The organism is Enterococcus sp. S53 (genome assembly GCF_016516865.1).
Classification (GTDB): Bacteria; Bacillota; Bacilli; order Lactobacillales; family Enterococcaceae; genus Enterococcus_D; species Enterococcus_D innesii.
This window is the reverse complement of record NZ_JACVUH010000014.1, coordinates 1-26510: the sequence shown is the minus strand read 5'-3', so window position 1 is coordinate 26510 and position 26510 is coordinate 1. Positions and strand designations below refer to the sequence as shown.

The window sequence follows — 26510 nt, the reverse complement described above, 5'->3', positions numbered from 1 at the left end:
TAGAAATGGGGAAACGTAGCAAGTATGCAGTATCGCTTGTGTTACTAGGCAGCTTCTTTTTAGCAGCTTGTAAAAATGGCGCGCAAGAAAACGAGACGGATTCATCAGCAGCTTCTTCTGCAGAGCAAGTGATCAATGTGCAATTTTCAGCAGAGATGGGCAGTGCCGATATTTCTTTAGCAACCGACTCTTATAGCTTTATTACTCTGAACAATGCTTATGAAGGCCTTTATCGCTTGGATGATAACAATGTTCCTGTAATTGCTGGGGCAAGTAAAGACGCTGAAGTCAGTGAAGATGGCCTGACCTATACCATTTCACTGCGAGAAGAGGCAAAATGGTCCAATGGTGATCCAGTTACAGCGGCTGATTATGTTTTTAGCTGGCAGCGAACCGTTGATCCAGCTACAGCTTCCAATTATGCCTATATGCTAGCACCCGTTAAAAATGCATCTGCTATTTCAGATGGCACGCTAGATAAAAGCGAGTTAGGGATCGAAGCAGTCAATGATCATGAGTTGAAAATCACGTTAGAAAAACCAACACCTTACTTTTTATCTTTACTGGCTTTTCCAACCTTCTTCCCACAAAACGAACGTGTCGTGGAGGAATTTGGTGATCAATACGCCTTAACAAGTGAAAACGCGGCGTACAATGGACCATTCCTATTGACCAATTATGCTGGCCCAGGCACCGATATCCAGTGGTCATTGGAAAAAAATCCGGATTATTGGGATGCCGATTCAGTCAAACTTGAAACAGTTAATTTCGATGTCGTGAAAGACTCATCGACTGCTTATAACTTGTACGAAAGCGGGCAAGCCGATGACATTATTTTAAGCGGTGAATTGGCGATGCAGAATGTGAATCATCCTGATTACATTGTTCAGCCTAGTGCAACCACTCAGTATTTAGAAATGAATCAAGCACCAGAAGATTCGCCTTTTCGAAATGCAAATTTGCGGCAAGCCATTTCTTATAGCATGAATCGGCAACAAATCGTTGAGAATATTTTAGGCAACGGCTCATTACCGGCTGTCGGTTTTGTTCCTTCTGACCTAGCTTTCAATCCAGAGACAAAAGCTGACTTTGTTGAGGATGCGGCAACCACGTTAGCCTTTGACGAAGAAAAAGCCCAAGAGTATTGGGAAAAGGCCAAGGCAGAACTGGGTATCGATACATTGTCTTTTGAACTGCTGACCTCAGATACCGACCAATCGAAAAAAATGGCGGAATACATTCAAGGAACCTTGCAGCAAACACTGGATGGATTGACTGTCGAAGTCACAAACGTTCCTTTTTCTGTTCGTTTGGATCGTTCCAATAGCGGCGATTTTGAGATGGTCATGAACAATTGGATCGGGGACTATGCAGATCCAATCAACTTTTTGGAATTGTTCAAAAAAGACAGTTCCTACAATCGTGGGAAATGGCTAAATGATGACTACGACCAATTGATCGAACAAGCCTCCAATGAAAATGCCAACGACCCAGAAGCCCGTTGGGAAAATATGGTGGAAGCAGAAAAAATCTTAAATGAAGATTTGGGCGTTATACCGCTTTTCCAAAGTGCAGAAGCACATCTGCGGTCGCCTAAGATCAAAGGCCTCATCGTTCATAGTGTCGGTGCTGCCTATGATTATAAAAATGTGTTTGTCGAAGAATAAGTAAAAAAAACAATTCTTTCATACATCTACCGACTGACGTAGTCAAACAGTACTGCAGAAAAGAGGAACGCCAAGCGTTCAGCAACTAGAGCAAGGAATAAAGCCGTTCTTTATCTAGCAGTGAAGAGGAATGATTCATTCCAGCTAGATAAGAACGGCTTTTCCTTTTGGGAGGAACACGAATGAAAATCACAGCAGTTGAAACGAAGCTAATTCCGATCCAGCTGAATGCACCGTTTAAAACGGCGCTCAGAGAAGTGCACGCCGTCGAAGTGGTTAGAGTGCTGCTTTCTTTTGATAATGGGATCGTTGGCATCGGAGAAGCAGCACCTACCGAAGTGATCACCGGTGACACGAAAGAAAGTATTTTAAAAGATATCGAAACTGTTTTTGCCCCTTTCCTGTTAGGTAGAAAGGTAGATGCGCAATTGTCGGTAATGGATGAGCTTCATGCGTTGATCCAGCATCATACGAGCCCTAAAGCGGCGATCGATATCGCGTTGCATGATGCACTGGCAAAAGCGGCTAACTTACCGCTTTACCGTTATTTAGGAGGTTCTGTCAATACACTGACAACCGATTATACGATCAGTGTCGGCTCACAGGAGCAGATGCTACAGGATGCGCAAGCAAAAGTCCAAGCGGGATTTCGCTCCTTGAAAATCAAACTAGGGGCAGGAACGATCGAAGAGGAAGTTGCGAAAATTCGCCGCATCAATGAACGCTTGGCGGGAACGACCCCCTTTCGAATTGATGCCAATCAAGGCTGGACCAAAGAAGAAGCGGTGCAGATTTTAGACCAATGGCAAGACATTCCGATCGAGTTTGTTGAACAGCCAGTAAAAGCCCATGATTTTGCTGGACTCAGCTATGTGACTGCTCGTACGACGATTCCGATCATGGCCGATGAAAGTCTTTTTTCCTATGAGGATGCCAAACGTTTGATTGCTGAAAACTGCTGCAATTATTTGAACATTAAATTGATGAAAAGCGGCGGGATCAAAGAGGGACAAAAAATTTATCAATTGGCAAAAGAACATCAAGTGCCGGTGATGGTCGGTTCGATGATTGAAGGGTATGGTGGAATGGCTGCCGCCGCCCATTTTGCCTTAGGGATGAACGATGTCCAATTTTATGATCTGGATGTTCCTTTTATGTGGGAGACCCAAACGACTTCCCCTGAAACGCAAGGGATTCTTCAGCGTCCAGGAAGCTTGAGCGTCACCGAACGCATCGGACTAGGAATCAACGAATAAACAGTTATGAGAGGTGCAAAGATGAAACAAATTGTTCAGGCTGGCTCTTCCTTCTTATGGAAGGAACCCAAAGAAAACAAAGTACTAGCAAAAATCAAAGCATTCCCTTTAGAAGCACTGCACACTTTTTTGACTGATGAAGATACGATGCGGCTTTATCAGGAAAGCTTAGTGGACTCCGAAGTATTATATGGGACGATTGTAGAAGTCATCGACCAAACGGATGGTTGGGCCCATGTGATCGTCTTGGATCAAAAAAGCAATAAACACCCACTTGGCTATCCCGGCTATCTACCAAACGAGGTATTGAAGCCATTGCCACCAGACTATGCAACAGCTAAAAGAATGCTCGGCGTGACTGCCAAAGAAGCTTTGCTTGTTTTTGACTCTGCTACACGGATCGTTTCTTTTGGGACGGTTTTACCCCTAGTTGGGGAAACCACAGATTCCTATCGAGTGGCTACGCCTAATGGACCAGCAACGATCGCTAAATCCTTTGCTCAAGTCATTGTGGATACATGGACAAATCTGCCCGAGAAAATGATTGCACTAGCAGAACAATTTTTGAATCAGCCCTATGTCTGGGCAGGCATTAGCGGCAGTGGCTTTGATTGTTCTGGATTCATGTATTCGCTGCATCGACTTCATGGTATTTTGATCCCCCGAGATACGATTGAGCAAGCACAACAAGCAAACATTGTACCTTACAGTCAGGCACAACCGGGAGATCTGTTGCTATTTGCTTATGAAGAAGGAAAAGGTGAAGTCCATCATGTTGGGTTGTATTTGGGGGATGATGAAATGATTCATTCAAGAACACCCGGATCGCGGGTCATGAAAACCAAAATCGCTGGTTCTAATTATGAACCGGAACTAGCAGTTGTGGCGCGCTATTGGCAAGACAAACCAAATACACCAATTGAACCGGGCACATAAGCAATCCTTTACTGACTTTGAGGAAAGGAGCGTTTGATGACAAAAGATGACGTTTATTTAGAAATAAATCATATCCTAAAAAAATATCAAGCAACATTGGAAATGGGGTTATGGATTGGTACGCCAACGAAATGTCTTGTTGACTATCAGAGTCATAAGTCATTTCCAGCAGCAAGTATCAGTAAGCTTGTATTGTATGCCTATTACCTTGAACAAATCATCGAAAAAAAGATCGATCCCCAACAAGTAATTTGTGTGAGCCCCGTTGATCTGACAGGTGGCGCTGGGGTCCTCCGTCTTTTTCCTCAGAAAAAAAGCTGGGCTATCAGTGAACTGCTTACAGCGATGATCGCCGTATCTGATAATACCGCCACCAATGTACTGTTGGACTTAGCTGGGTTGCCCACACTTCAAGCATGGATCCAGGAGCCGGAGATCCAATTTGAACGGTATATGATGCGACCGATTAAAGACAAGGAGAACCGCTTGACCCCTTCGGCGGCTGCCAAACTACTACTAAGGTGTGTTAAACAAGAAGAAGCTGCCCTAGGATTTTCAGCCTTAAATCAGCAGCAATTTCAAGAGGGCATACCAGGGACTTTTGCTGAAACAACGCATCCTGCGTGCCGCATTTTTAATAAGACAGGCCGTCTTGACCGCATCGAACACGATGTAGCGTATTTACAAGCCAATGAAACGACGATCATCATTGCGGCGTTTTCCTATGATAAAACCGGTAGTGGTCAAGGGATCAGTTGGCTAAGAGAAATTGGTCAAACAGTCTATCAGCAATGTTTTTAAGTAAAATACGCTGCGTATCGATCCTCACTCAGAGGTACTCGATACGCAGCGTATTAATTATTTACGACGATAAAATCTCCCATATCATAACGATGCCGTGACTGAGAAAATTCAAAAGGCGTCCCATCGCCGAGATAAACCGTTTGTTCCACTTCTAAGATGGGATCGGTGGCAGCACAAGCTAAGTATTGCTGATCATAGTTATCTGCACGATCCGCTTTGATGCGACGGACAGATGTCCCAATCGAGGAGTGTAGCTGGTTGGTGATATAACCGTAGACCGATGAGTTTAAGACTTCCTCGGTAATCCCGGGAATGACATGAAGCGGCATGATGGTATATTCTAAAACAACGGGTATATCGTCAAACAGGCGCAAACGAACGATATCATAAATTTGTTGGTCACTGCGGATTTTTAGTTTTTCTTGTTCTTTCTCATCGGGAAAAAGAATGGCAAAAGAAATGATCTTGCTGGTGATCTTTCCTGTTTCCCCAAGACGTTTGGTCAATCCACGATTGATCTTGGCGTTGTAATCGAAGGTTGAATAGGCGTCGCTGATAAAGGTACCCGTGCCTTTTTTACCGTAAATAATGCCTTCCATTTGTAAAATATTCAATGCTTTTTGAATCGTCACGCGGCTGGTCTGATAATGGACAGCCAGTTCGGATTGCTTCGGCAATTTTTTCTCTTCTTCGTAAAACCCGTGATTGATTTTGCTCCGTAGATCGGCAGCGATGTCATGGTAGTTCGCCATTTGCTTCACCTCAAAATAATAATAAGTGATAAAACGAAGTATGTAAACTTGGAGCTTTACATACCTTGTTTTAAAGGCTTTTCCTGCGTTTACATTCTTCAGGAAATGAATTACATTTGTAATGTAATCGTTTTCTAGCGATTGAAGAATAGGGGTATAGGAGGGAGTTTTATGCAAGGATTTATGGATCGACTCGCTGACGTTTTAGGAAAGTTTGCCAATAGGATCAACAATTTACGCTACATCATGGTCATTAAAAATGCCTTTGCTGCTTTGATTCCAGTAATCATTACCGGAGCATTTGGTACTTTGTTTTCAGCAATGGTTTTTGATGCTGAAAATGGATTGGCACAAATCGAGGCACTGCGCTTTTTAGAAAGTTTAAAACCGATCTCATCTGCGGTCAGTTATGTGACGTTGAGTTTCTTAACGATCTATGCAGTGTTTCTGATTGGGATTGAGCTAGCAAAATTAAATAAGATTTCGGGGGTCTTTCCAGGAATCATCGCCGTGATGTCTTATCTTTCTGTTAATCCAATGATCTTTGAATTTTTGCACGAAGATGCGACGGTGGTTGCTGAAAACGTGCTGGCTAAGCAATATACGGACACGAAAGGTCTATTTTTAGGCATGTTCGTTGCGATCGTTTCCATCGAGCTTTATGCGTGGCTAGGAAGACAAAAACGGCTGCAGATCACGATGCCTGATAGTGTTCCAGGGAATGTTTCGGCAAGTTTTTCGGCATTGTTTCCAACGATTTTCACCGTGACCATCATCGCCACCGCTGGTTTTACTATCAAAGCACTCACAGGGATGTATGCTTACGATATCATCTACAATGTCGTCCAACGACCACTGGAAGGGATCGTCCAAGGATTACCAGGTATCTTGTTGTTGATGTTTATCGCACAAGTCTTTTGGGTCATCGGGATTCATGGGAACCAGATGGTCAAACCCATTCGTGAACCATTGTTGCTGGCAGCAATCGCCGTCAACACGGAAGCTTTTGAAGCTGGAAAAGAAGTACCCAATATCATTACGATGCCGTTTTGGGATATGTATATGAGTATGGGCGGCTCTGGCGTGACGATTGGGTTGCTGATTGCGATTTTGATCGCCGGCAAGCGGGAGGACATGCGCCAAATCACTAAATTGTCATTAGCACCTGGGATTTTCAATATCAATGAGCCAGTGATCTTCGGAATGCCAATTATGTTGAATCCCATTTTGGCGATTCCCTTTATCCTGACACCATTAGTAACAGGAACGATTGGGTACGTGGCCACAAGCCTAGGCTTTGCCGCTAAAGCAGTGGTAATGGTCCCATGGCCAATGCCACCGATCGTCAATGCTTATCTAGCTACTGCTGGGGATATCGGGGCTGTGATCACGCAAGTTATCTGTATTGTCGTGGCGATTTTGATCTATCTCCCTTTTGTTTTGGTAATGAATCGCACGACCAATGAAGTTGCATAAAGGAGTTTTGAAAAAATGGTAAAAATACCTGAGACATTTATTTTAGGGGCTGCTTCGTCTGCTTGGCAGACAGAAGGCTGGCAAGGAAAGAAAGAAGGGCAAGATTCGTATCTCGACCGCTGGTACAAAGAAGAACGCTTTGTTTGGCATAATGGCTATGGACCGGCTGTTGCGACGAATTTTATGGAAAAGTTTTCAGAGGATATTCAACTGATGCAGGAGGTTCATTTGACCCATTACCGAACATCGATCAACTGGGCGCGCTTCTTTACCGACCATGAACAGCTGATCGTTGATGAAGACTATGCTGCTCATATCGATCAGCTTATCGACCAATTGCTTGCGGCTGGAGTCGAACCGATGCTTTGTTTGGAACATTATGAACTGCCAGCTAGTTTGATGGATGCCTATGATGGCTGGAGCTCGCGGAAAGTGGTCGATCTGTATACCCGTTATGCCGAGATCGCCTTCGAACGTTACGGTGATCGAGTCAAACATTGGTTTACCTTCAATGAGCCGATCGTTATTCAGACTCGTTGTTATCTCGATGCGATCCGCTGGCCCCATGAACAAAATACGAAAAAATGGATGCTTTGGAACTATCACAAAGTATTGGCATCCGCCCAAGCAGTGGCTGCCTATCATGAAAAAGGCTATGAGGGACGCATCGGTTGTGTGCTGAATCCAGAAATGGTTTACGCACGCTCTTCCTCACCGGAGGATCAAAACGCGCAAAAAATGTATGATCTCTTTTTCAACCGGATCTTTTTTGATCCAATGGTCAAAGGTCATTATCCAGAGGAACTTATCACACTTTGCCAAACCTATGGCATCTACTTTGATCCGACAGAAGAAGATTTGGAAACGATCCGCACCCATACGGTGGATTTCTTAGGGGTCAATCAGTACTACCCGAAACGCGTGCGGGCACCACGGTATCAATGGCATTCGGATACACCGTTTCATCCGGAAATGTTTTATGAGACCTTTGATTTGCCAGGAAAACAAATGAATAACTCTCGTGGCTGGGAAATCTATCCGAAGGTCATGTACGATATGGCTAATTACCTGAAAGAGAATTATGGGAATATTCCATGGCTGATTACTGAAAACGGTATGGGGCGGGAAAATGAAGAACAGTATATGGATGCAACAGGACAAGTTCAAGATGACTATCGAATTCAATTTATTACTGAACATCTTTACTGGCTGCTAAAAGCTGTCGAGGAAGGTGCCAACTGCGAAGGCTATATGCTTTGGGCATTTACCGATTGTGTTTCACCTATGAATGCATTTAAGAACCGCTATGGTCTCGTCCGAATTGAGTTAAATGAAGAACGGACCCGGTCATTAAAAAAATCAGCCGCTTGGTATCGTTCCCTGATTGATGAACGGTGGCTGCCATTTGAAGAAAAACCATTGATTCTGTAATAAAAACCCACGTTGATTTCCTGATAGTAAAGGAAATCAACGTGGGTTTTCAGTTAAAAGGGTTGTTTATGAGGAGCAAGTTTCTCCCAGTCAAAGGTGACGCCAATCCCTGGTTCTTCTGGTGCAATCGCGCAGCCATCGGATGGATCGATCACCAACGGTCTCGTGGTGTATTGATCGATTGGAAAACTGTGCATTTCGAGATACCCAGCATTAGGCATCGCTGCTAAGAGACTGACGTGTAATTCCTGCATGCCGTGAGTAGAAACCGATACGTTGTTCGCTTGTGTTAAGGCAGCAATTTTCAACCAGCCGGTGATCCCACCGCAATTGGAAGCGTCGGGTTGTGGAAAATCGACATTGCCATATTTGATCATATGAGCAAATTCGATAGGGGTGCGCAAGTTTTCCCCGCCTGCGACCGCAATTTGCCCTTCTTTAGCGATACGCGCGTAGCCTTCGTAATCTTCGGGGATCGTTGGTTCTTCAAGGAACAAAATGTCATAAGGCGCCATCAGTTTGGCGGCTTTGATCGCTTTTTCAACCGACCAGCTCATGTTGGCATCCACCATAAAGACCACATCGGGACCAATCAATTCTCTGACCGCTTTTATGCGAGCAATGTCTTCGGCAAGGGTTTTTTGCCCCAATTTGATTTTGACCGCTTTTAATCCCATGTCTAAATATTTTTGATTATTGGCTAAGAGTTTTTCAAGAGGAAAGTTTAGATCGATCGCACCACCATAGCATTTGACTTTGTTACTTGCGCCGCCTAAAAGTTTGTAGAGGGGTTCTTGTGCTTTTTTCGCACGTAAGTCCCATAAGGCGATATCACAAGCAGCAATGGCGAAACTCGCTAAACCGCCTCTGGCAACATAATGGATGCCCCAGTTCATCTGATCCCACAAGGCTTCCACACATGCTGGATCTTTCCCTAAAAGGATTGCTTTTAGTTCTTTATCGATCAGTTTGGCGATCGACTCACCACCAAAGCCACCGGTGTACGTATAGCCCACACCTTCGCGACCATCATCAGTAACGATCTTGACGATAGGCACTTCAAAGTGGGTGTGTAGGCCATGTTTTGCGTCTTCCATGATTTCCGGAAGCGGAATCCGATAATACGCTGTTTGAACATCTGAAATTTTTGCCATAAAAAATCCTCCTTAACATTAATGTTCACGTGTGCATTTTGGATTGTTAACGTTTGCATAATCATGTTAGCATGAGAACACTCGATTGACAAGACAAAATCACTCAAATTCAATACTTAAGAAACAGAAATGCTTCTTTTTTACGAGTTCATTCAGTTAGGAGAGAAGGTAAAGGGATCGAGAATATAAATAGAAATAGGAAAGATGTTATTAGAAATGAATTGAAAACCCTATAAATTGTCATAAAAAGGCATTTTTTATGATTTTTGGACATATTTATTGAATAAAAATCATTTTTGTATTATTATTAAAGTAACAACGAGCAATGAAGAGTACTGGGGCAAATGAAAGCTTGGGGAAGTCTTCCATTTGAACTACCTAGTACTCTTATCTTTCTTAAACGACGAGAAAAATACAAGCGAACGACTGGACTTTTTTGGTTCAGTCGTTCTTTGTGTTTATTGAGGTGCGCAATAGGGATGACTAGATTATGAAGCAAAGGGTTTCTCTTATTTGACGAAGAAATAATCATTGTCGGTTAAAACCGTACGAGCTTGTTCTACTTGATGTTCCTTGATTAAAATGTAATCAGTATTGAAGGTAGAAAGAGCAAAGATACTAATCGATTCTTCGGCTAGAAGGGAAGAGATTCTTGCAATGATACCGATCATACTGAAGTCCAATACACCGATTATTTTAATGGCTTTCCATCCATCCTCTCTGTTTATCGCTTCAGAAGGGACGTTGGTAGTCGGCAATACCAAAGAAAGTTCTTCTGAGGTCTGGGCAAAAAATAGTGGAACGATCTTCAGCATCGAAGGATCGATATTCTTTACTTGGATGACAGAAAAAGAGGGTTCTAATAAGGTCAATTTCATCTAATCACGTCCTACGTTTGATGCTTTCATCATATCAAATGGGAAGAACGAAAGGAACAAGCTGTTTAACATTTTCAATTTTAACCCAAAATAGCAAAGGGAACGATAGTCTATAGCTTTATAGGAGCTTAACCTATCGTTCTTGTATTAAACTTTTCTTCGCGTTTTTAACTCACCAATCTGATGTTCCATTTTTTCGAGGGAGCTACCAAAGTCTGTGAGAAAAACATTGAATAATAAGGAGCAGACATGATAATCTCGGATGATTTTCTGCTTATTCGTGGGTCTTTTTTTGTCACTGAAAAATTTTTCTAATACACAGAGCGGCTCTTGCCAAGATCTTAATTGCTCCAAAGTATCTCCTAAACGATACATGTCCTGGTAGCTAATTTCTTTTACCGGCTGCTTATTACTCGTCTTAATACCTATCTTTTCTATTTCTTTCAACGTAACGCCTCCATTCTGATTTTATTGATGTTTGTATAGACACCACTTTTAATCCTATTTTACTATATGATGGCTCTAGGAACAACATCTGTTTGCAGAAAAGGTGGGAATACATGAACAGAAGAATAGAAATAGGCTTAAAAGAGCTTGTAAAAAGCAGAGGAATTTCTCTAAGAGAGTTAGCACGCTTATCGGACATTGAACCTTCGATTATTAATAAGCTGGCAAATGGAAAACGAGAGAAAGTTTACCTTCAACATATTGAAAGAATCGCTAATGCATTAGAAATTGACGATATTTCAGAAATTATCAGACTCACGAAAAAATAACTTTTTGAAAAGTAGGCTAAGGCAAAAAAGAGAACACTTAGAATATCGTAATCACACTGTAACGACGCGACTATTCTAAGGTGTTCTTTGTTTTTACATCCTATAGAAATCAGAGAAGGCGACACAGAAGGATTTAGGAAGCACGCCAGCGGACGGCATCACCTCAAGCCCATCACTTTTCGAAGTGGTGGACTTTTTTGCGTGCTTTTGAAAAAACTATTTAGAAAACTATTTAGAGTGGTAGTCAAATAGTGTCACATACTGGCACAAGTAAAAAGCCAAAACCCTGTAAAATCAAGGTTTTGGCTCTTAGTGTCACTTACTGACAGTTTAAAATGGAGATGGCGGGAGTCGGTAAAACGTTGATATCATAATACTTTCAGATTTTTGACTACCAAATTGACTACCAAAATTAAAAATCCACATAAGTATTGAATCTATTTGCCAGCTGTTCTTTTGCAGTTTTTGAAACGTGAGTATACACATCCATCGTGGTTTGAATGTCTGAATGACCTAATCTCGATTGAACATCTTTGATAGATGCCCCGGCTTCAAATAGAAGAGAAGCATGAGTATGACGAAAACCATGTATTGAGATCTGTTTGAAATCTTCGGGTAATTTCTTCATTGTGACTAAATACCATTTTCTTGGTTTGGCTGGCGAAAGAATTCCACCGTCTTCACTTTGGAAGATTAAACCATCTGGAGAGTTCTTTTTGAACTCCTTTAAAATAGCGATCGTTTTGTCATCTAATGAAATCCTGCGAATAGAAGAAGGAGTTTTTGGAGTTTGAATATAAAGTCCGGTAGCGCTTCTTGATACGGCTTTATTAATGTTGAGTGTTTGATTTTTGAAATCAATGTCAGTCCATTTTAGCGCTAGTGATTCACCTTTTCGTATGCCGGTGAAAGCCAAGAGACGAAAGTAAACATATGCTCTGAAATTGCTGTCACTTTCTAAAGCAGACATAAATTGTTTTAACTCTTCTTTATCGTAGAAGTTTAAATCCTTATCCTCGGTTACTTCTTTTTTTCTAACAGGTTTCTTTATTACCTTAGTTGGGTTCATGTTGATCAGTTGCATGCGAATGGCGTAGTCAAAAACTAGACCAGCATAATTCATGACCATGCTTGCTCGAACCAATTTTTTATGCCAAATATTCATTTGGGTTTGTACATCCATAGGCTTTATTTCTAGAATATTTTTTTCTCCAAAGGCAGGAAGTATATGATTCTTAAAAACACGTTCGGTCTTTAAAAGAGTTGAGGCTTTAACTGTTGATTTGTATTCCTCATACCATAAGTCATATATTTCTTCATACGTTTGAATCTCTGGTTTCTCAGCAACCTCTTGTTTTTGCATACCATTTACTTCTAAATCAGCTATTGCTAAACGAGCTTCTCTTGTAGTTTTGAAACCACGCCTTGTTGTGCGAATTGGCTTTCCTGTATCTGGGTCTGTCCCTAGGTACAGTTTAAACATATAAGCTTTTTCGCCATTTTTTTTGATGTACTCTTTTATTCGGATGTCTTGCTTATTCTTAGCCAATTGCTTCAACTCCTAGAATTTGTTACAATAGGCGTAACCTATTGGTTATTTCTGTTTGCACGCCCCCTGTCTGCCAAGAAAGAGGGGCGTGCTTTTTTTATTTTGGTAAATTATCTAAGGCATATTGTGCCTCAGATTCAGTAAAACCTTCAAACAAAAGTTGATCGTATAAACCTTGATTTGAAAAAGAAGAATAATCCAGATAGTCTTGTGCTTTTAATAAGGCTTGTTCATTCCAATCTACTACTATATGGTCAACAGCGAATTGAGCTGCATCTTCAGGGAATTGCTCAAAAATTAGTTGATCACGCAATCCGGATTTTGAAAAAGCGGTGTAATCTAAATAATCTTCTGCCTTGGAAACCGCATTTTGATATTCTCTGGAAGAATTCGTTATGGCGTTTATTCTATCGTTCTCTTCTTGTTGCTTTTTAGCCTCAGCTTCTTGCTTTTTCTTTTCTTCAGCTTCTTTTTCCTTGCGTTCTTTTTCTTCAGCTTCTTGTTTTCTTTTCTCTTCAGCTTGTTTTTCTTCTTTTTTCTTTTGTTCTTCTTTAGCTAGGGCTTCCAATCTTGCTTTTTCTTTTTCCTCAGCTTGCTTTTTTTCTTCTTCAGACATAGCTTCGAGTTCTAACGTTTTCTTAGATTTAACCATAACCGATTGAGTAGAATCGTCTACCTCAACTCTGTATGATCTGTTATCGACTGCTGGGAGAGAACTTTCATATGAAAAGTTTCCTTCCTTATCGCTGATCAATGTTTCTAAATAGCTATCTTCAATAAACAGCTTTATCTTTGTGTCAGGCTCAGTTTTACCGGATAAACTGAATTTGTTGTTTTCTAAATCGTGAATAGGTTGTTTTAATGAAATATCAACCTTCTTTTCTGATGAAAGTGTAGCTATTGTGGTAGAGGTAGTTTCTTCGGCTCCGGCTCCATCTTCACCTTGGCTGCCACACCCAGAAAGAATTAACAAACTGAACAGTAACCCATAAACCGCTTTTTTCATTTCTTTTCCTCATTTCTTTGATATAATAATTTTGTAATCTCTCAGAAATGAGTTTCCCTTATCGAAGCTATAACTTCGGTAGGGGTATTTTTTTCATCCATAGTTTAGCATGCTTTCACGAACACAGCTTTCGAGATTCCATGGTATGTTGTAATACTCCATGAACTTTACTGCATTTAGTTGCTCTCTCTCGAAATCATATTCATTTGACCAAATAAATAAAAGTATTTCTATAGCAATCCGATTTGCTTCAAATTCTAATTTTCGCCTGCTGTAATCTGTTGCGTTGTAATAAGCAGAAAGTTCTTCATGTTTTTTAATGCAATGACCTAGTTCGTGGGATATCTCAAAATCTGATATATTCTCAAGTAGTTTATCGCTTAAAAAAATCACTTTTTCATCTGCAAAATAAATACCGCTTCGATCCATGTCCGTAAAGATCAGATCCAAACCCATATCATTTACTATTTTTAGCAAATGATGATTAACCTCGCACATATACACATCACATCGCTTTACTTTTTCTCTGCAGCTCTTTTGGCGGCTAGAACTGATTTCAAGAACTCTACTTCTTCATCTGTTACAGGTTCTCCATCAAATGCAAATACACCATACTTCTCCGCCAATGTCTTTTTGTCTTCACGATCCAGAAGATAATCAATTGATACTCCAAAATAATCTGATACTTTTGCTAACCCCTCTGAATTCGGCGAAACCTTTTTCCATTTGCTGAAATATCCATTCGAAAAGCCTAATCTTTTCTCTAATTCTCTTACCGATATTCCGTTTTGCCTAGTTAATTCTTTTATTTTTTCGTACGGATTCATTGATATGCCAACCTTTCTAGACTGACAAGAACTAAGTGTAGAAAAAAACTCTATCATACGGTTGACAAAATAGAGTTATAACTCTATACTTGTTCTTGTAAACAAGTTTAACAACAAAGACAACAAAACACCGTTGATTAATAAATGCCAACCGCCAAGAAAGCCTTTAAATCAATGTTTATATGTCTTATTTAGCTATGTCTAAAGTATAGAATAAAACTCTATCTTTTGTCAACATAATTTCTAAAGCGGTTGTTAAATTTGTTTACAGACATATAAGAAAGGAGCCTTAAAATGGCTGATATTGCTGAAATTACACTTAAAGATAGGGAGAAAATCAAAGCGTATGTTGAAAACTCCAACATCTTAACATACAAAATGCTTGCTGATCGATTCGGTATCGACAAGAGCAATTTATCTTTGATTTTAAATGGAAAACGTACTTCGGCTGAGGCGAATCGAATTATCGATTCAATTATTGCTATGTATGAACTTTGAAATAGGAGGGAGAACATGCCTGAAATGGATGAAAAAACCATTCAACTTATTTTGAAAAAGTATGTTCCTAAGCGATACCTGAATCAGCGTGAGGCTTGTATCTACGCTGGGACAAGTCCAAAGACAATGAATGCATGGATTAAGCGAGGACTTAAACAAATAGTATTTGATGATGAGAGTAACCCCAAATACGATGTGCGAGATATCGATTCTTTTATGGAAGAACATAAAATCGGGATTGGGAAGTGATTTTATGAAATACACATTATCCCAAGAAATACTGATACATGATCTTATTAAAGAAAAAAATAGAAGTTTACACGATCAACTTAATGATCGCAAAAGACCGTTAACCGAAACACACCGAGATTTATCGACTCGAGAACTCCAAAGTTATCAGGAGTTAATTTATCAGAATCAGTTAAATAGAACGATGGAAGTGAGGTGAGGAAGGTGGATAACTATTTGGAACGTATAACTATCGCTTTAGAAAGTACAGCAAAAAGCCTCAGTATTTTGGCAGAAGATACCAAGGCTAATATAGATTTGAAAATAGAGGTATTGGAAAATCTTGAAGGTATGGAAAAAACAATTAGTGAATTGCAAGAGAATCCATTTAGTTTAAATAAAGGGAATTAAACTTTTGATTTTGATTGCGTAATCCAGAATTAAATCAACTCTATCTTTAAATTTAGTTTCCATAATGGCTATGGATTCAGTGCGCAAAGTAATTCTTACTATCGTGTCTCCTGCAGGAACACCAGTAATTAATTCATGCTTTCTTAATTCAAAACACGTTGATTTTACATCTTCCCTGGGCCATTCGGGCATAATATCTCGATGTAAATCATCTAGATTGCCAAAGTATATTGCATCTTTTTTTAAAGAACCAGCTTTGCGTTTCTCAACATATGATTTGTACATTGAGGTCAGCAAAAACTTGGCATCATTTGTAAGCAAATCTAATGTTCCCAATTAAATTCCCCCTTAACAATAATTCAGCCGACCACTGACTGATAAGGAGATTATAACAAAGAAAGGAAAGTTTATATGAATAAAAAATGGTTAGCAACACTTCATAACAATCCATTGTATAAAGCACGTCAATTACAAGGGATTGCTTACGCCAGCTTATTGTTAAACGGTATTTTGATAGCTATTTGTTTTCTATTAATGATTGGAGGGTAACTAGATGTTTAAAGAAAGAGAAATTATTTTCACAACCAATCGAATGTTTGTTAAGCCATAAACTCAAAAAATTAAGTCGATTATCTGGAATAAGTTTGAATCGACATGTGAAGTAGAGGATCGTTCATTTGATAGCGATGAGGCACCTACGATTGCTTTATATTTCGTTGTTTCAGATGATCAGTTTCAAAAGTTACAAATGGCCATTCCTAAGTTGCTACCGGATTTAGTAAGTAAAGGAGGAATTCAATATGAATAATGACAAGTTAGCACTGACATTAGCCGATAAGTTGATGGCAAAAGTCAACAGTTTGCTAGATGCAGAAGTTCGAACAATTACTGCCGATTTACAGGATACTCAAAAGGATATTGAAGCAAAACGCACGATTTCAATAAAAGCTGGAATCAAAGTCACTAGTGATCATCGAGGAATTACCATCGATGCAGAATCAAATCATGGATTACCGAAACGAGAATTGGAACCAGTTGTTTATCCAATTGATGTCAATAATTCTGGACAGATAAATTTGTTCGAAGATGAGTGAAAGCAGCAGGTGATGTAGATGTTATCAAAGGCGATCGATTACTTGGAAAAAATGCCTGCAATTGTAATGCAGGTTCGTATGAGGAAACGTGGCGAGAATTATGTATACAGTATTGAAGCGAAAACTGAACGAGGTAGAGTAGAGACGTTTCAGCTGCGTGGAAGGACGTTGTATCACCATGTTTTTCATCTGGGAAAACAAACCGAAGAAAAGGTTCTTTTCCAGTTTTCAGAATAATAAAAAAAGCCGCCAAAACTGGCGACTTCTGAGAATGGTATTTCTTATCTCCGACAAGATAAGTATACCATCCTCAGACTATTTTTGCAAAAAACGCTGCTATTTCGGCGTTTTATCGTCCTTGTATTAGATACTAACTTAACGGACGTAGAAAATTCTGGGGTGTTTGTCATGAAGAAATCATTTGTTAGAGAACGCAGAGTGGAAGCAGGACCTTATAAAGAAATCCGACTTTACAGTAGGACGATCGAGCAGGAACGAAAATGCAGAGAACCCAGAGGTAGGAGGAAAAAAGTAACTGGCTTATCTCAAGCAAGATGGAATCAAGCCCAAAGTAAAAGAAAGGCTGCATTGTTTCTATATGCAAATTTTGGAGAAAAAGATTACTATGCCACGTTCACTTATTCCGATCAGTTTCTCCCTGAAAAGCCTGCTGACGCCAAGCGTGATCAAGAAAACACTTTGAAAAAACTAAAAAGACTCTATGAGAAAGAAGGGTTAGAACTCAAGTACATGTGGTTTACCTCTTATCAATACGATGAGGAAGTAGGCTATATCACTCGAATCCATCACCATATTGTTTTAAACAATGGACCATCAAGGGATGCAATCGAGAGTGTTTGGTCTAAAGGGCGAGGAAAGAAGAAGCAGCCTCTTGGTAGAAGGCAAGTGCAAAACATTCAATACGATTCAGATGGGATGCAAGGCTTGGTCAATTATTTAACTGGTCAAGAGAAATGGGAAAATCGCCAGTGGAAAAAAGGTCAAAAGCGATGGTCCAAGAGTCGAAACCTTAAAGAGCCACACGAAACAACGAACGATGATTATTGGTCATTTAGAAAACTAAATAAATTAGGTATGTCCAATGATGATGGAGCAGAGGAAATTCTTAAGAGGTTTCCTCAATACCGAATTTTAGGAGATATATTGAAAATTTACGATGAGGATCGTGGATGGTATTTCAAAATCGAACTGTTCAGAAATGATGATGGATAGAGAAAGAGGTAGAAATGGAAAGTAAACAAACGTATCTGGTCGCCTGCTTTGATAAATCAGATTGTATCGACATGATGCAGGAAGTCTTTTTGATGTTAAACATTGATGATCAAAACAAAGGTAAATTTTCTCCATGTATTAAAAAATTGGAAATTAAATCAGAAGCAAAGGAAATCCGATTTCTTCACAATCAGCAAATTTGCGATGCTGCATCAAACAAGTTAAATGATCAGTCAGTATATACAGGAATAGTTAAGAGTGATCGGTATTCACAATTCGTTTGCTTTGAAGATAAAGCACACTATGAGCGCATTTACCGAAGAACTTTAGATACATTTGGACAAAACGACAAAGAAGGATTTATTACTGAACTAATGCAGAAAGTAGGTAGAAATGATGTCTTCAAGAAATTACCAAAATAGAATCAACAATGATTTGGGCGATATCTTTGAAAAAATGATTGATCAAGGTTGTTGGTACTACAGAACAAAAGAAATTGCTTTAATTGAAAAAATACCTGAACCGTTTCGTGTGAAGCAGATACTCGGCGATGGCAGAATGATCGTTTATCCGATCGGGAAAGCTCAACCAGATTACAAAGGAACTCTATGGGATGGACGTGCCATTGTTTTTGAAGCAAAGATGACCACAACGGATCGATTAAAAAAATCAGTGATCACACAAAATCAAGAGGCGTTATTGGATCTTCATCAAAAATTAGGAGCGATGGCAGGTGTTTGTTGCATGATCAAAAAGACCGTTGGGTTTATCCCATGGAGTGATTGGCAGAACATGAAAGCAAAATATGGCCGTCAGTACATTCTTGAAGAAGAGTTGGAAGAATATCAGGTTGCTACGCCAGGCTACATCGATTTTCTGAAAAAAACGAATTGGTGATCCTATGGATGAAAGAATAACCAGTTTCAAAGTAGCACGTGTCGAATTCACTATGTTTTGCGAGGTACGAGGATGGACGGTTGAGTATTTTTCTAACAATTCCAAGAATTACCGTCAATACTATGCAAGATGTTACGTTCCGGAAAAGGCAGATACCTATCATTTTATTATTACACTTGCTGGGAAGTACTATCGCCTTCTCGGAAATAAGAAGTGGGAACCTTATGAATATGTGTATAAGCCAGCAGATGCAGGAGGTGATCAACATGAAACAGAACCAACAGGCGATGAAGCAGAAACAACATGAAAAAAAGAAGCGTCACAGAGAACGTGCTTTTAAACTACAACGATTGCTTTATCTTTCTAACCTTGATGATCGAGAGATTGATCCAATAAGCGAGGAAGAGCGGGAAGCATTGCGTGTTGAACTCTGGAGAGGGGAGCAATCCCATTTGCGAATTGTAGAGGTTCTTTATAAAGGCAAAGTGATTTTCACAGGCACTCGGAAAGACGTATGTCGGAAGTGCAAAAAAGCAAATCGAACGATGAGCGATTTATTACGTTATGGTCATGAAGATAAACAAGGAAGGACATACCGCTATAAGGATTGGAGTGGAACCATTGACGAGGTGGTTGATTACGATTAATCAAAATAATTGGAGGGAAATTCATGAATGAGTTAGTTGAATTAGTAGAACAATGGTCAAAAGAAAAAGGATTGGATAAATCAGATTCTAGCAAACAAATGTTGAAAGTTGTCGAAGAAACTGGTGAAGTTGCAGCTGCATTAGCAAGAAACGATCGAGATGCACTAAGAGATGGTATTGGCGATGTAGTAGTAACCTTGATCATCTTGGCAATGCAAAATGATCTGGACTTATACGAATGTTTGAATTTTGCTTATGACGAGATCAAAGGACGGACTGGAAAGATGGTCAACGGCGTTTTTGTTAAGTCCAGTGACCTGAAATAATTCCAGAATCGGAAGAGATAGCGGAATAGGAGTTTAAAAATGATTGATACAAAGATAGCAAAAAAATACAAAGATGAAATGTTCAAGGTTGAAGCTCAAGTAATCCTATTTCTCAATCAGTTTGAGGTTTTGGAATGTTCAGCCAGCGGAGAAGAATTAGAGTATGTTCTAATTTCTGAAACAACATAAAACGTTCAGAAGCTAAATGAATTTCTTTGCTTTATGAATCATTGGGCTATAGTGCCAGAACATTATGCTCCAGCAATTTATGAATTCTTAGAATGTTGTCATGCAGAGGGAGATGGAACCTTAGATTTAGCTTATCTGGTATACAACTATCTAAATATCAATACAGAGCATTTGTGGTTCGGCACCGCTGAGAGAAAATGGTTGTTATACTTTTGAATTTGTATGATAAAAAACTTCACTTTGGACAAGTGAAGTAGAGGAATATACATATAACTCTAAGTGTTCATACCAAGCTTTGAAATAGCTAAAATTTGAATTGCTTCAACACAGTTTTCACGATAGAGAATTGCGTCATCAGGAGAAACTTGAATGTTTTTGTTGTGGACTACTTTGTTTCTCAATTTTGAAAGAGACAAAATATATTGTGCAGCTCCACTAGAAATGGTTTTATTCTTGTTCATTTCTCGGAGAATAGACGCTATGGGCGTATATTTATTTTGGGTTCCTGCTAACTTTTGAATATACTCCTCAACAGTTTGAAAAGAATTTAGAACAGCATAATCAGGTCTCAAATTTACCAATTCACGAAATTCAACTTCAGGAGTGAATAGTGCTCTGATAGAGTCTATATTATTTGGTGAATCAGAGTTACTTGCAGATTTATTTTGCTCTTCTGGGGTAATGAACTCACTTTTCTCAATATTAACTTCTTGAAGATAATCAGAAAAGCTAATTGAAATCCCAGCAGCGGAAAGGCTTCTAATACTTTTTAAAAAAGCTACAAACGTAGGCGAAAGATTTTTTATCTTTTTCCTATTTAAATAGATTAAGAAAATTATGATTAGGAAAAAAATTGGCCAAGTCAGATATTTCATCAAGTTACTAATGAAATCAAGCTTAATTTTTAAATATTCTATGTCCTCCATTGTTCGAGAGGCATTTTCAACAATGTTAGTGTCAGTGGTCATATTTAGAATTCTCCTTATAGATATAGATTCATATTAACAAAATAAAATGAAATAAAAAAGGCTGTTTTAAATTTTCCAATATCCACCAAAATAACCAACTAAAGGAGTGAAGCCAATTGGCAATTTACGGAGTATATGAACGAGATCAATTTGTTTTTGAGGGAACGCCATAAGAGGTGGCTAAACGACTAGGCATCAAGATTGACACTGTTTTGTGGTATAGCACGCCGACTGGGATTGCGAGAATGAGCAAACTTAAGAAGAGACGGCGTGAGATTGTGAAATTGGAGGATTAGATTATGAAAGATGAAGATGTAGTTTGGCTTTATAGAGTTTTTGATACAAGTGAGATGGGAAAAGATGAACTTCAAAAAGAACTAGATAAATTTTCAAACAGCTTAACACCGCATGAAATTGCACACAGTGATGGACATTTATTAGTTGCAAGGTTTCAATCAGCGCTTAATCGAAATGCTTATTTAAAAGCTGCGGCTAATACGATGAGTTTTGGTGCATAGTTAGCTATCCGACGAAGGGAGAATAACAATGGAAAATAAACTGATGTTTTCGAGTGAAAAGATGGACTGGGAAACGCCAGCGGATCTATTCCTGAAACTGCATAATAAATAATCGTTTGATCTAGATGCAGCTGCAAGCAATAAAAATGCTAAACTACCAAACTATTTTACCGAACAGGAAGATGCTTTAAAGCAACTTTGGGAGGGGAATGTCTTTTGTAATCCGCCCTATGGCAGAAAGCTTGGAAAATGGATAGAAAAGGCATATGCAGAACATGAACGGGATCCAAATAGGGTTATTGTCTTTCTTATACCGGCGAGAACGGATACAAGTTATTGGCACAATTATATTTTTGGAAAAGCTAAGATTGAGTTTCTAAGAGGTAGATTGAACTTCGAACAAAATGGAGAAAAAGTTAATCGCGCCCCGTTTCCTAGTGCATTAGTGATATATGGTGAGAGTTAGCTATCCGACGAAATGCTTTAATCAGAACAGATAATTAAAAGGATTCAAAATCTCTAGAAATAAGTTTAGAAAAACTGTCTTAAATGTCGAATAAAAGGGTTCTTTTCTAAATACGAATCTAAAAAAACTGAATAAAAGAGAAATGATGAGACACAATAAAGAATATACCAAAAAGAATATAGGTACTATTAAAAGTATTTCTTTAATTTTTTCCATAAATAGGGCTCCTATTAAATTTAATAATCAAAGTATATCACTATAAAGAGTGAGCAAACGTTACAGTATTGCAAGGTGGAAATATTTTTACTTCCGCAATCGTCAGCAATTACTTACTAAAAAAAGCCATTAATCAATTAAAATTGATAATGGCTGAAATAACTATCTAAATTGATATTTTTGGAAAAAGCTAGTTACAACTTATTTAAGTTTTTTTAACTCTTCAGGATCTATAAATAACCTTACATCACCTGTTTCTAAATTTACATCTGCTTTTATTTCTGCTGTGTCTTTTTCTTTTAAAAATTTACTTACTTCTGGATTTACTTTCAAAGGTAAATTTCCAAAAGTAACAGTTTTAAAAACTTTATTCATAATATAGCAGCTCCTTTTATTATTTAACTACAAAAAAGTTACACAAATACTATATATTCAAGTCTAAAGCTGTTTATAGATAATGTAAAGAAATTGATTTTATGCGAAAAACTAGATGTATTGGCAATTAAAAAGAAATTAAAGATAAAAATATGATTAATCAGCACTCCAACGAAGTAAGGAACTATAAGTTCTTTAAAGGATCACACATGAATGTAACTAATTTAAAAAAAGTTCTTTTGAAAGTCTGTTTAGCAGGCGCATCTTCACTAACTAATTTATACAAACTAATAAAAAGAGACAATAAAATGCATATTATAAGGCAAATTAATACCAAAAAAAAGATAAAGAGAAAAGATAAAATCATAACTTTTAGGGTTTGCATAGGTACTCCTTAAGTAATTGTTGTTAAGGGGAATATTATCATAGTACCTATTTACTTGGCGTGACACTAATATAACAAATTTGAAAGATAGCCACATACATTTAAAACAACAAATCAACCTTTTTTGATTTTCTTTTCATAAGCTTCAGTAAAGAAGATAGTAAAAAAATAGCCAAAAAAAAGACCGGAAAATATAAATAGATGTTTCAAGAATGTAGAAACATTCAAGGTGATTTCAGTGAACAAACTAACAACACCAACCATAGGTAGAAAACAAAATAAAGATATAAAAAAACTTTTTTTAAATAATTTCATAATGCTACTCCTCTAAATATATTTTGAAGAAACTTTCGTTATAGAATCATTTTCAAAAATATCACATATCTTTATATTTTTGTAAGGAAAAATTATTTCATACCATACAATATACATTTCTCTATCATAGATACCTTGAAGCAATAAGTCGTTTATATCTGCGCTATTTGAATCAAATAAATCACAGATATCAATTCTCTTACAGTTATCCATAAAAGCACTTTCGAAGTAAAGGATAACAGAACAAAGTGTGTAAGTAAAAAAATTATATATATGCGAAAAAAAACCAGTACCTTGGAGCATTCGGGTACTGGAAAGGCTAAATTTAAAATGAATCGGGCCTCAATTGCATTTAGTTAGGAGTTGCCTTTTTTTAAATATTACTTTAATCAGTCTTTTTGAGCAAATAAAAAAACCAACAACTATAAAGTTGCTGGCAATGCCTAAAAACTTGAAAGGGTTAGTTAAAAGAATATAGAGGCATTACAGACATTCTAAAGTAAATATTGAGTATCCGTCAAGGAAACTGCTAGGTACAAAAAAGAGATGGCAAATTACTTACCATCTCAAACAGTGAACTGTCAGTTTTCCGCCTGACAGTTATATTGTATCAAATCAATGTGTGAAAAGACTATTAGTAAGGAAGGATGAAATGCTTCGGATGAAGAATAAATCTTTTATTGTAATAATACTATCGGCAATAATCGCTACAAGTTGGCTATCCTATACAATAATTGATCAACAAAAGCAGATTGAGCAGTTACAAGAACGACTGCAGCATGAGCAGATGAAATACAAGATTATCATCAATGATCCGCTAGTCAGGGATGTGATGGAAGCAGGAGGATGAAAGATGGACTTTGCGGTATTGGTAGTCGTAGCACTTTTTGCAGTAGTATTCGCAAGTGTGATTTTCGGTAAAGAATTAGATGAAAAGGAGAAACAAGCCATTGCCAAAGAAAAAATCGAAGGTAAAAAAGAAGAAGCGCAAGTTACTAGAAAAAGCCAAGGCGAACGGAACCATAAATAAAAAAGCTTTTGGTAAGACATTGAAGAGTTTGATCATTGATGAAGAACATCAACAGGGCTCACTTTTTGATAAATAAAAAAAGCCACTACCTTTTGGGTAAGTGACCTGTTACAAGACTATTTTACCATAAAGGGGTGGCGTTTGTGAGATTTCAATGGCTTAAAAACTACCAAGATTTAGAAGAACAAATACTCTTCATGAAATGGAATCTTAACAAGAGTAGGTTGGAATTAGATCGATGGGTCAACGGTGATTTAGCAAACGTGCGCCTTGAAAAGAATTCAAGATCATCATCGTTGGAAGAAAACATTAGAATCATAGAGAATGAAATAGAGCTGCTTGAAAAAGAAAAAGTTGAACTATTGGAATTAATCAATTCATTCAGCGGAGCAGACGTCCAAATTGTAAAGTTAAAGTATATTGATGATATGGATGTTTATGATATAGCAGATGCCACTGGTTACAGCGTGTCTTATATAAGAAAGCGGCATACTGAGATTCGCAAGACATTATCATTCGTGGATGAGTATCAGGCAAGACGAGAGGAACGCTTGAAGAAGCAAGAAGAAATGGACTACTATTCAGCAGACCAAGATCAGTTGAGCTTGTTTTGACATTGCCACAAAATGCGATCTCAAAGCCTGTGTATATTTCTTGATTTAAACGGGTTATAGTAATAGCGTAGAAGAAACGGAGAGACGGTTATTGGACTACTCACACTATTCCATAACTGAAAGGGGGCTAATCCCTCATCGCTTTACTTCTTTGACGGATAAATAAAGACAGCACAATTTTTCGAAAGAGGTGGATTATCTCATTCAGATTTTGCTAGTGCTGTCTTTTATTTATTCACTTCTTTTCCTTTGTTCGGTATGATGTTTGTATCGAAGAAGAGGAGGGTGTTTTAATGTTTAAACAGTTTGTTTTAGATTCATTAGAGATGAAATTTTTAACCGGTCTTGTTTTTCTCTCTTTAATTGTCTTTATTTCTCTTTCAGTAATAATTCCGGGTAAATACGAAAAAGCTAGACTTTCTAAAATTGAAAAGGATAAAATTAGAAGAACAACAGAGAAAAAAAGAAATACTATGCGATATTATTTCTTTTTAAGAAGACTTTCAGTTTATTGCATATTGATTATTTCTATCTCACCATTAATTTTGCAAATGATTACAAGCTTCGACAGCGACTCCAACAAAATTTTTGAAGAAATAAAAAATGAGTTTGTGTCAACTGAAAACAATGTTGTACAAAATACTGAAATAAACGCCGAAGAGGAAGTTGAGGATGATAAACCATCAAAAATTACAACTGAAAAACAAAATGAAATCATAAAAAAAACCACGGAAAAGCTAAGGGAAAGTTTTAATTTGTATTTTTTAATATTTACCATAGGGGCAGTATTACTTTTTATTAAAAGTGTAGATGATTTAAGGAAAATTTCAGAAGAAGCAGTAGATAGTGGTATAAAAATTAACTGCGAGCGAAATGAAATAGTAAAAGAGAGATTTAACACCTAAAAAGCCTTAGGTGTTTTTTTATTATGATCAAAAGGAGTGATAAAAATGAGGAAATCGAAAGATCACAAAAAGAAATCTGTGCAAGAAATACAAGATGACTTCATTGATCTTCTAACTCAGCTACGAGAAGAGAAAGACATTGATGCTATCGCTGAATTGTTTTGGAAAATCATTACAGCATACGGATTAAAGGTAGACGAACTTGCAACACTGAACTACTACACGATGAAGCGATCGCTTGAGGCGCCTGTTAATGCAACCCTTCTGAAAGAGCGAATGAAGTTGGATGTTACTCAGCTTGGAGTAGATGGAATCTTACAAGTGCAGCGTGCGTTGATCACTATCTACACAGAGCAATTAGCCAAAGAACAATGATACCTGTTGTCAAAACCAAAGCGGATCGAGCTAGGTTTTATGGATCGACCAAGTGGCGCAACTTAAGGAAGGCGATACTTGAGAGAGATCACTACGAATGCTTGTGGTGTAGAGCCGAAGGCGGACTGACTACACAGTATGATTCGATACTGGAGGTCGATCACATCAAAGAGTTAAAAACAAATCCAGAGTTGGCGTTTGATCCAGACAATCTAAGAACATTATGCAAGGACTGTCACAACAAGCGACATGATCGGATGAACTATCGTGGGCAACCAAAGAAAAGAAAGTGGGATGATGAATGGTGG

General features: G+C 38.2%; 38 protein-coding genes and 1 pseudogene. 27 read left to right on the top strand and 12 right to left on the bottom strand.

Annotated elements, in window-relative coordinates; all coding sequences use genetic code 11:
- The first annotated feature begins 5 nt into the window (after window positions 1-5).
- The 4 genes from IAE45_RS14925 to IAE45_RS14910 all read left to right on the top strand — a co-directional run bounded on the left by IAE45_RS14925 (window position 6) and on the right by IAE45_RS14910 (window position 4660).
- Window positions 6-1667, top strand: a complete 1662-nt coding sequence (locus IAE45_RS14925) for a peptide ABC transporter substrate-binding protein (protein ID WP_200126883.1) — start codon at window positions 6-8, stop codon at window positions 1665-1667.
- Between the two features lie 182 nt (window positions 1668-1849).
- Window positions 1850-2923, top strand: a complete 1074-nt coding sequence (locus IAE45_RS14920) for a dipeptide epimerase (protein ID WP_200126881.1) — start codon at window positions 1850-1852, stop codon at window positions 2921-2923.
- 21 nt (window positions 2924-2944) lie between these two features.
- Entirely contained in the window at window positions 2945-3859 is a 915-nt protein-coding gene (locus tag IAE45_RS14915; protein ID WP_189372293.1) for a C40 family peptidase, read from the top strand.
- Between the two features lie 36 nt (window positions 3860-3895).
- Window positions 3896-4660, top strand: a complete 765-nt coding sequence (locus tag IAE45_RS14910) for a serine hydrolase (protein WP_140965858.1) — start codon at window positions 3896-3898, stop codon at window positions 4658-4660.
- Window positions 4661-4713: 53 nt separating this feature from the next.
- Here the strand turns inward: IAE45_RS14910 and IAE45_RS14905 are convergent, their stop codons facing one another.
- Complete coding sequence (locus IAE45_RS14905) at window positions 4714-5415, bottom strand: GntR family transcriptional regulator (RefSeq protein WP_081119486.1); 702 nt, start codon at window positions 5413-5415, stop codon at window positions 4714-4716.
- A gap of 171 nt (window positions 5416-5586) precedes the next feature.
- On the opposite strand from IAE45_RS14905, the gene IAE45_RS14900 reads away from it, so the two are divergent.
- Together IAE45_RS14900 and IAE45_RS14895 are read left to right on the top strand one after the other, a co-directional pair.
- Window positions 5587-6891: a PTS sugar transporter subunit IIC gene (locus tag IAE45_RS14900; protein ID WP_081119487.1), complete on the top strand. Its 1305-nt coding sequence runs from the start codon at window positions 5587-5589 to the stop codon at window positions 6889-6891.
- A 15-nt stretch (window positions 6892-6906) separates the two neighbouring features.
- Window positions 6907-8322 carry a glycoside hydrolase family 1 protein gene (locus IAE45_RS14895; protein WP_081119488.1) on the top strand — a complete coding sequence of 472 codons (1416 nt, stop codon included), beginning with the start codon at window positions 6907-6909 and terminating at the stop codon, window positions 8320-8322.
- Window positions 8323-8375: 53 nt separating this feature from the next.
- Here IAE45_RS14895 and IAE45_RS14890 read toward each other — a convergent pair whose 3' ends face one another.
- From IAE45_RS14890 to IAE45_RS14880, 3 genes are all read right to left on the bottom strand, one after another.
- On the bottom strand, window positions 8376-9476 hold the full coding sequence (locus tag IAE45_RS14890) for a mandelate racemase/muconate lactonizing enzyme family protein (protein ID WP_200126879.1): 1101 nt from the start codon (window positions 9474-9476) through the stop codon (window positions 8376-8378).
- A 509-nt stretch (window positions 9477-9985) separates the two neighbouring features.
- Window positions 9986-10354, bottom strand: coding sequence for an ACT domain-containing protein (locus IAE45_RS14885; protein WP_077454228.1), 369 nt, complete (start codon window positions 10352-10354; stop codon window positions 9986-9988).
- Window positions 10355-10501: 147 nt separating this feature from the next.
- Window positions 10502-10801, bottom strand: a complete 300-nt coding sequence (locus tag IAE45_RS14880; RefSeq protein WP_200126877.1) for a hypothetical protein — start codon at window positions 10799-10801, stop codon at window positions 10502-10504.
- Between the two features lie 113 nt (window positions 10802-10914).
- On the opposite strand from IAE45_RS14880, the gene IAE45_RS14875 reads away from it, so the two are divergent.
- Window positions 10915-11130 carry a helix-turn-helix domain-containing protein gene (locus IAE45_RS14875; protein ID WP_034872498.1) on the top strand — a complete coding sequence of 72 codons (216 nt, stop codon included), beginning with the start codon at window positions 10915-10917 and terminating at the stop codon, window positions 11128-11130.
- A 412-nt stretch (window positions 11131-11542) separates the two neighbouring features.
- Here IAE45_RS14875 and IAE45_RS14870 read toward each other — a convergent pair whose 3' ends face one another.
- The 4 genes from IAE45_RS14870 to IAE45_RS14855 all read right to left on the bottom strand — a co-directional run bounded on the left by IAE45_RS14870 (window position 11543) and on the right by IAE45_RS14855 (window position 14512).
- Window positions 11543-12679, bottom strand: coding sequence for a tyrosine-type recombinase/integrase (locus IAE45_RS14870; protein ID WP_233619086.1), 1137 nt, complete (start codon window positions 12677-12679; stop codon window positions 11543-11545).
- Between the two features lie 97 nt (window positions 12680-12776).
- On the bottom strand, window positions 12777-13685 hold the full coding sequence (locus IAE45_RS19005) for an Ltp family lipoprotein (protein WP_233619085.1): 909 nt from the start codon (window positions 13683-13685) through the stop codon (window positions 12777-12779).
- 93 nt (window positions 13686-13778) lie between these two features.
- The gene (locus tag IAE45_RS14860; RefSeq protein ID WP_233619084.1) at window positions 13779-14162 is read right to left on the bottom strand and encodes an ImmA/IrrE family metallo-endopeptidase; all 384 of its coding nucleotides are present in this window, start codon (window positions 14160-14162) and stop codon (window positions 13779-13781) included.
- Window positions 14163-14200: 38 nt separating this feature from the next.
- Complete coding sequence (locus IAE45_RS14855; protein WP_200126867.1) at window positions 14201-14512, bottom strand: helix-turn-helix domain-containing protein; 312 nt, start codon at window positions 14510-14512, stop codon at window positions 14201-14203.
- 294 nt (window positions 14513-14806) lie between these two features.
- Between IAE45_RS14855 and IAE45_RS14850 the strand changes: the two genes are divergently transcribed.
- From IAE45_RS14850 to IAE45_RS14840, 3 genes are all read left to right on the top strand, one after another.
- Window positions 14807-15010, top strand: a complete 204-nt coding sequence (locus IAE45_RS14850) for a hypothetical protein (protein ID WP_200126865.1) — start codon at window positions 14807-14809, stop codon at window positions 15008-15010.
- Between the two features lie 15 nt (window positions 15011-15025).
- The gene (locus tag IAE45_RS14845) at window positions 15026-15259 is read left to right on the top strand and encodes a DNA-binding protein (protein WP_200126863.1); all 234 of its coding nucleotides are present in this window, start codon (window positions 15026-15028) and stop codon (window positions 15257-15259) included.
- Between the two features lie 204 nt (window positions 15260-15463).
- A complete protein-coding gene (locus IAE45_RS14840) occupies window positions 15464-15649 on the top strand; it encodes a hypothetical protein (protein ID WP_140397116.1) in 186 nt (61 codons plus the stop codon).
- On the opposite strand, the gene IAE45_RS14835 is transcribed toward IAE45_RS14840, so the two are convergent.
- The gene (locus IAE45_RS14835) at window positions 15632-15985 is read right to left on the bottom strand and encodes a hypothetical protein (protein WP_200126861.1); all 354 of its coding nucleotides are present in this window, start codon (window positions 15983-15985) and stop codon (window positions 15632-15634) included. The two genes, IAE45_RS14840 and IAE45_RS14835, sit on opposite strands and share 18 nt — an antisense overlap.
- Window positions 15986-16060: 75 nt before the next feature.
- On the opposite strand from IAE45_RS14835, the gene IAE45_RS14830 reads away from it, so the two are divergent.
- From IAE45_RS14830 to IAE45_RS19000, 9 genes are all read left to right on the top strand, one after another.
- Window positions 16061-16198 (top strand): hypothetical protein, encoded by a 138-nt coding sequence (locus tag IAE45_RS14830; protein ID WP_200126859.1) that lies wholly within the window; start codon window positions 16061-16063, stop codon window positions 16196-16198.
- 251 nt (window positions 16199-16449) lie between these two features.
- Window positions 16450-16743 (top strand): hypothetical protein, encoded by a 294-nt coding sequence (locus tag IAE45_RS14825; RefSeq protein ID WP_200126857.1) that lies wholly within the window; start codon window positions 16450-16452, stop codon window positions 16741-16743.
- Window positions 16744-17151: 408 nt separating this feature from the next.
- Window positions 17152-17976 (top strand): rolling circle replication-associated protein, encoded by an 825-nt coding sequence (locus IAE45_RS14820; RefSeq protein ID WP_233619083.1) that lies wholly within the window; start codon window positions 17152-17154, stop codon window positions 17974-17976.
- A 14-nt stretch (window positions 17977-17990) separates the two neighbouring features.
- On the top strand, window positions 17991-18398 hold the full coding sequence (locus tag IAE45_RS14815) for a hypothetical protein (protein ID WP_200126853.1): 408 nt from the start codon (window positions 17991-17993) through the stop codon (window positions 18396-18398).
- A complete protein-coding gene (locus IAE45_RS14810) occupies window positions 18373-18873 on the top strand; it encodes a Holliday junction resolvase RecU (RefSeq protein ID WP_442784174.1) in 501 nt (166 codons plus the stop codon). The genes IAE45_RS14815 and IAE45_RS14810 overlap by 26 nt, the downstream gene beginning before the upstream one ends.
- 4 nt (window positions 18874-18877) lie before the next feature.
- Window positions 18878-19180 (top strand): hypothetical protein, encoded by a 303-nt coding sequence (locus tag IAE45_RS14805; RefSeq protein ID WP_200126849.1) that lies wholly within the window; start codon window positions 18878-18880, stop codon window positions 19178-19180.
- Window positions 19140-19520 (top strand): hypothetical protein, encoded by a 381-nt coding sequence (locus IAE45_RS14800; protein ID WP_233619082.1) that lies wholly within the window; start codon window positions 19140-19142, stop codon window positions 19518-19520. The genes IAE45_RS14805 and IAE45_RS14800 overlap by 41 nt, the downstream gene beginning before the upstream one ends.
- A gap of 23 nt (window positions 19521-19543) precedes the next feature.
- Window positions 19544-19846, top strand: coding sequence for a MazG-like family protein (locus tag IAE45_RS14795; protein ID WP_200126846.1), 303 nt, complete (start codon window positions 19544-19546; stop codon window positions 19844-19846).
- Between the two features lie 39 nt (window positions 19847-19885).
- Window positions 19886-20035 (top strand): hypothetical protein, encoded by a 150-nt coding sequence (locus tag IAE45_RS19000; protein ID WP_233619081.1) that lies wholly within the window; start codon window positions 19886-19888, stop codon window positions 20033-20035.
- A gap of 275 nt (window positions 20036-20310) precedes the next feature.
- On the opposite strand, the gene IAE45_RS14785 is transcribed toward IAE45_RS19000, so the two are convergent.
- A complete protein-coding gene (locus IAE45_RS14785; protein WP_200126844.1) occupies window positions 20311-21003 on the bottom strand; it encodes a hypothetical protein in 693 nt (230 codons plus the stop codon).
- A gap of 299 nt (window positions 21004-21302) precedes the next feature.
- On the opposite strand from IAE45_RS14785, the gene IAE45_RS14780 reads away from it, so the two are divergent.
- A complete protein-coding gene (locus IAE45_RS14780; protein ID WP_200126842.1) occupies window positions 21303-21521 on the top strand; it encodes a hypothetical protein in 219 nt (72 codons plus the stop codon).
- A gap of 127 nt (window positions 21522-21648) precedes the next feature.
- Window positions 21649-21987 (top strand): annotated as a pseudogene (locus IAE45_RS14775) (DNA N-6-adenine-methyltransferase); the annotation flags it as partial.
- A gap of 417 nt (window positions 21988-22404) precedes the next feature.
- Here IAE45_RS14775 and IAE45_RS14770 read toward each other — a convergent pair.
- The gene (locus tag IAE45_RS14770) at window positions 22405-22578 is read right to left on the bottom strand and encodes a hypothetical protein (RefSeq protein WP_008377698.1); all 174 of its coding nucleotides are present in this window, start codon (window positions 22576-22578) and stop codon (window positions 22405-22407) included.
- Window positions 22579-23077: 499 nt separating this feature from the next.
- Complete coding sequence (locus IAE45_RS14765; RefSeq protein ID WP_008377702.1) at window positions 23078-23278, bottom strand: hypothetical protein; 201 nt, start codon at window positions 23276-23278, stop codon at window positions 23078-23080.
- Between the two features lie 661 nt (window positions 23279-23939).
- Between IAE45_RS14765 and IAE45_RS14760 the strand changes: the two genes are divergently transcribed.
- From IAE45_RS14760 to IAE45_RS14735, 6 genes are all read left to right on the top strand, one after another.
- Complete coding sequence (locus IAE45_RS14760) at window positions 23940-24128, top strand: hypothetical protein (protein WP_200126925.1); 189 nt, start codon at window positions 23940-23942, stop codon at window positions 24126-24128.
- Window positions 24129-24131: 3 nt separating this feature from the next.
- Complete coding sequence (locus tag IAE45_RS14755; RefSeq protein ID WP_200126840.1) at window positions 24132-24308, top strand: hypothetical protein; 177 nt, start codon at window positions 24132-24134, stop codon at window positions 24306-24308.
- A 143-nt stretch (window positions 24309-24451) separates the two neighbouring features.
- Window positions 24452-24922, top strand: a complete 471-nt coding sequence (locus IAE45_RS14750; RefSeq protein ID WP_200126838.1) for a hypothetical protein — start codon at window positions 24452-24454, stop codon at window positions 24920-24922.
- 293 nt (window positions 24923-25215) lie between these two features.
- Window positions 25216-25827 (top strand): hypothetical protein, encoded by a 612-nt coding sequence (locus IAE45_RS14745; protein ID WP_200126836.1) that lies wholly within the window; start codon window positions 25216-25218, stop codon window positions 25825-25827.
- A gap of 45 nt (window positions 25828-25872) precedes the next feature.
- Window positions 25873-26202, top strand: coding sequence for a hypothetical protein (locus tag IAE45_RS14740; protein WP_200126834.1), 330 nt, complete (start codon window positions 25873-25875; stop codon window positions 26200-26202).
- Window positions 26199-26510, top strand: a 312-nt coding sequence (locus tag IAE45_RS14735) for an HNH endonuclease (protein WP_200126832.1), incomplete at its 3' end; no start/stop codon positions are given. The genes IAE45_RS14740 and IAE45_RS14735, both read left to right, overlap by 4 nt.

What these genes read in the sequence shown, in the direction of transcription:
- IAE45_RS14925 (WP_200126883.1), top strand. Translation starts at nt 6, where the DNA reads ATGGGGAAACGTAGCAAGTATGCAGTATCGCTTGTGTTACTAGGCAGC.
- IAE45_RS14920 (WP_200126881.1), top strand. Translation starts at nt 1,850, where the DNA reads ATGAAAATCACAGCAGTTGAAACGAAGCTAATTCCGATCCAGCTGAAT.
- IAE45_RS14915 (WP_189372293.1), top strand. Translation starts at nt 2,945, where the DNA reads ATGAAACAAATTGTTCAGGCTGGCTCTTCCTTCTTATGGAAGGAACCC.
- IAE45_RS14910 (WP_140965858.1), top strand. Translation starts at nt 3,896, where the DNA reads ATGACAAAAGATGACGTTTATTTAGAAATAAATCATATCCTAAAAAAA.
- IAE45_RS14905 (WP_081119486.1), bottom strand. Translation starts at nt 5,415, where the DNA reads ATGGCGAACTACCATGACATCGCTGCCGATCTACGGAGCAAAATCAAT.
- IAE45_RS14900 (WP_081119487.1), top strand. Translation starts at nt 5,587, where the DNA reads ATGCAAGGATTTATGGATCGACTCGCTGACGTTTTAGGAAAGTTTGCC.
- IAE45_RS14895 (WP_081119488.1), top strand. Translation starts at nt 6,907, where the DNA reads ATGGTAAAAATACCTGAGACATTTATTTTAGGGGCTGCTTCGTCTGCT.
- IAE45_RS14890 (WP_200126879.1), bottom strand. Translation starts at nt 9,476, where the DNA reads ATGGCAAAAATTTCAGATGTTCAAACAGCGTATTATCGGATTCCGCTT.
- IAE45_RS14885 (WP_077454228.1), bottom strand. Translation starts at nt 10,354, where the DNA reads ATGAAATTGACCTTATTAGAACCCTCTTTTTCTGTCATCCAAGTAAAG.
- IAE45_RS14875 (WP_034872498.1), top strand. Translation starts at nt 10,915, where the DNA reads ATGAACAGAAGAATAGAAATAGGCTTAAAAGAGCTTGTAAAAAGCAGA.
- IAE45_RS19005 (WP_233619085.1), bottom strand. Translation starts at nt 13,685, where the DNA reads ATGAAAAAAGCGGTTTATGGGTTACTGTTCAGTTTGTTAATTCTTTCT.
- IAE45_RS14855 (WP_200126867.1), bottom strand. Translation starts at nt 14,512, where the DNA reads ATGAATCCGTACGAAAAAATAAAAGAATTAACTAGGCAAAACGGAATA.
- IAE45_RS14850 (WP_200126865.1), top strand. Translation starts at nt 14,807, where the DNA reads ATGGCTGATATTGCTGAAATTACACTTAAAGATAGGGAGAAAATCAAA.
- IAE45_RS14845 (WP_200126863.1), top strand. Translation starts at nt 15,026, where the DNA reads ATGCCTGAAATGGATGAAAAAACCATTCAACTTATTTTGAAAAAGTAT.
- IAE45_RS14830 (WP_200126859.1), top strand. Translation starts at nt 16,061, where the DNA reads ATGAATAAAAAATGGTTAGCAACACTTCATAACAATCCATTGTATAAA.
- IAE45_RS14825 (WP_200126857.1), top strand. Translation starts at nt 16,450, where the DNA reads ATGAATAATGACAAGTTAGCACTGACATTAGCCGATAAGTTGATGGCA.
- IAE45_RS14820 (WP_233619083.1), top strand. Translation starts at nt 17,152, where the DNA reads ATGAAGAAATCATTTGTTAGAGAACGCAGAGTGGAAGCAGGACCTTAT.
- IAE45_RS14815 (WP_200126853.1), top strand. Translation starts at nt 17,991, where the DNA reads ATGGAAAGTAAACAAACGTATCTGGTCGCCTGCTTTGATAAATCAGAT.
- IAE45_RS14810 (WP_442784174.1), top strand. Translation starts at nt 18,373, where the DNA reads ATGTCTTCAAGAAATTACCAAAATAGAATCAACAATGATTTGGGCGAT.
- IAE45_RS14805 (WP_200126849.1), top strand. Translation starts at nt 18,878, where the DNA reads ATGGATGAAAGAATAACCAGTTTCAAAGTAGCACGTGTCGAATTCACT.
- IAE45_RS14800 (WP_233619082.1), top strand. Translation starts at nt 19,140, where the DNA reads ATGAAACAGAACCAACAGGCGATGAAGCAGAAACAACATGAAAAAAAG.
- IAE45_RS14795 (WP_200126846.1), top strand. Translation starts at nt 19,544, where the DNA reads ATGAATGAGTTAGTTGAATTAGTAGAACAATGGTCAAAAGAAAAAGGA.
- IAE45_RS19000 (WP_233619081.1), top strand. Translation starts at nt 19,886, where the DNA reads ATGATTGATACAAAGATAGCAAAAAAATACAAAGATGAAATGTTCAAG.
- IAE45_RS14785 (WP_200126844.1), bottom strand. Translation starts at nt 21,003, where the DNA reads ATGACCACTGACACTAACATTGTTGAAAATGCCTCTCGAACAATGGAG.
- IAE45_RS14780 (WP_200126842.1), top strand. Translation starts at nt 21,303, where the DNA reads ATGAAAGATGAAGATGTAGTTTGGCTTTATAGAGTTTTTGATACAAGT.
- IAE45_RS14770 (WP_008377698.1), bottom strand. Translation starts at nt 22,578, where the DNA reads ATGAATAAAGTTTTTAAAACTGTTACTTTTGGAAATTTACCTTTGAAA.
- IAE45_RS14765 (WP_008377702.1), bottom strand. Translation starts at nt 23,278, where the DNA reads ATGAAATTATTTAAAAAAAGTTTTTTTATATCTTTATTTTGTTTTCTA.
- IAE45_RS14760 (WP_200126925.1), top strand. Translation starts at nt 23,940, where the DNA reads ATGAAGAATAAATCTTTTATTGTAATAATACTATCGGCAATAATCGCT.
- IAE45_RS14755 (WP_200126840.1), top strand. Translation starts at nt 24,132, where the DNA reads ATGGACTTTGCGGTATTGGTAGTCGTAGCACTTTTTGCAGTAGTATTC.
- IAE45_RS14745 (WP_200126836.1), top strand. Translation starts at nt 25,216, where the DNA reads ATGTTTAAACAGTTTGTTTTAGATTCATTAGAGATGAAATTTTTAACC.
- IAE45_RS14740 (WP_200126834.1), top strand. Translation starts at nt 25,873, where the DNA reads ATGAGGAAATCGAAAGATCACAAAAAGAAATCTGTGCAAGAAATACAA.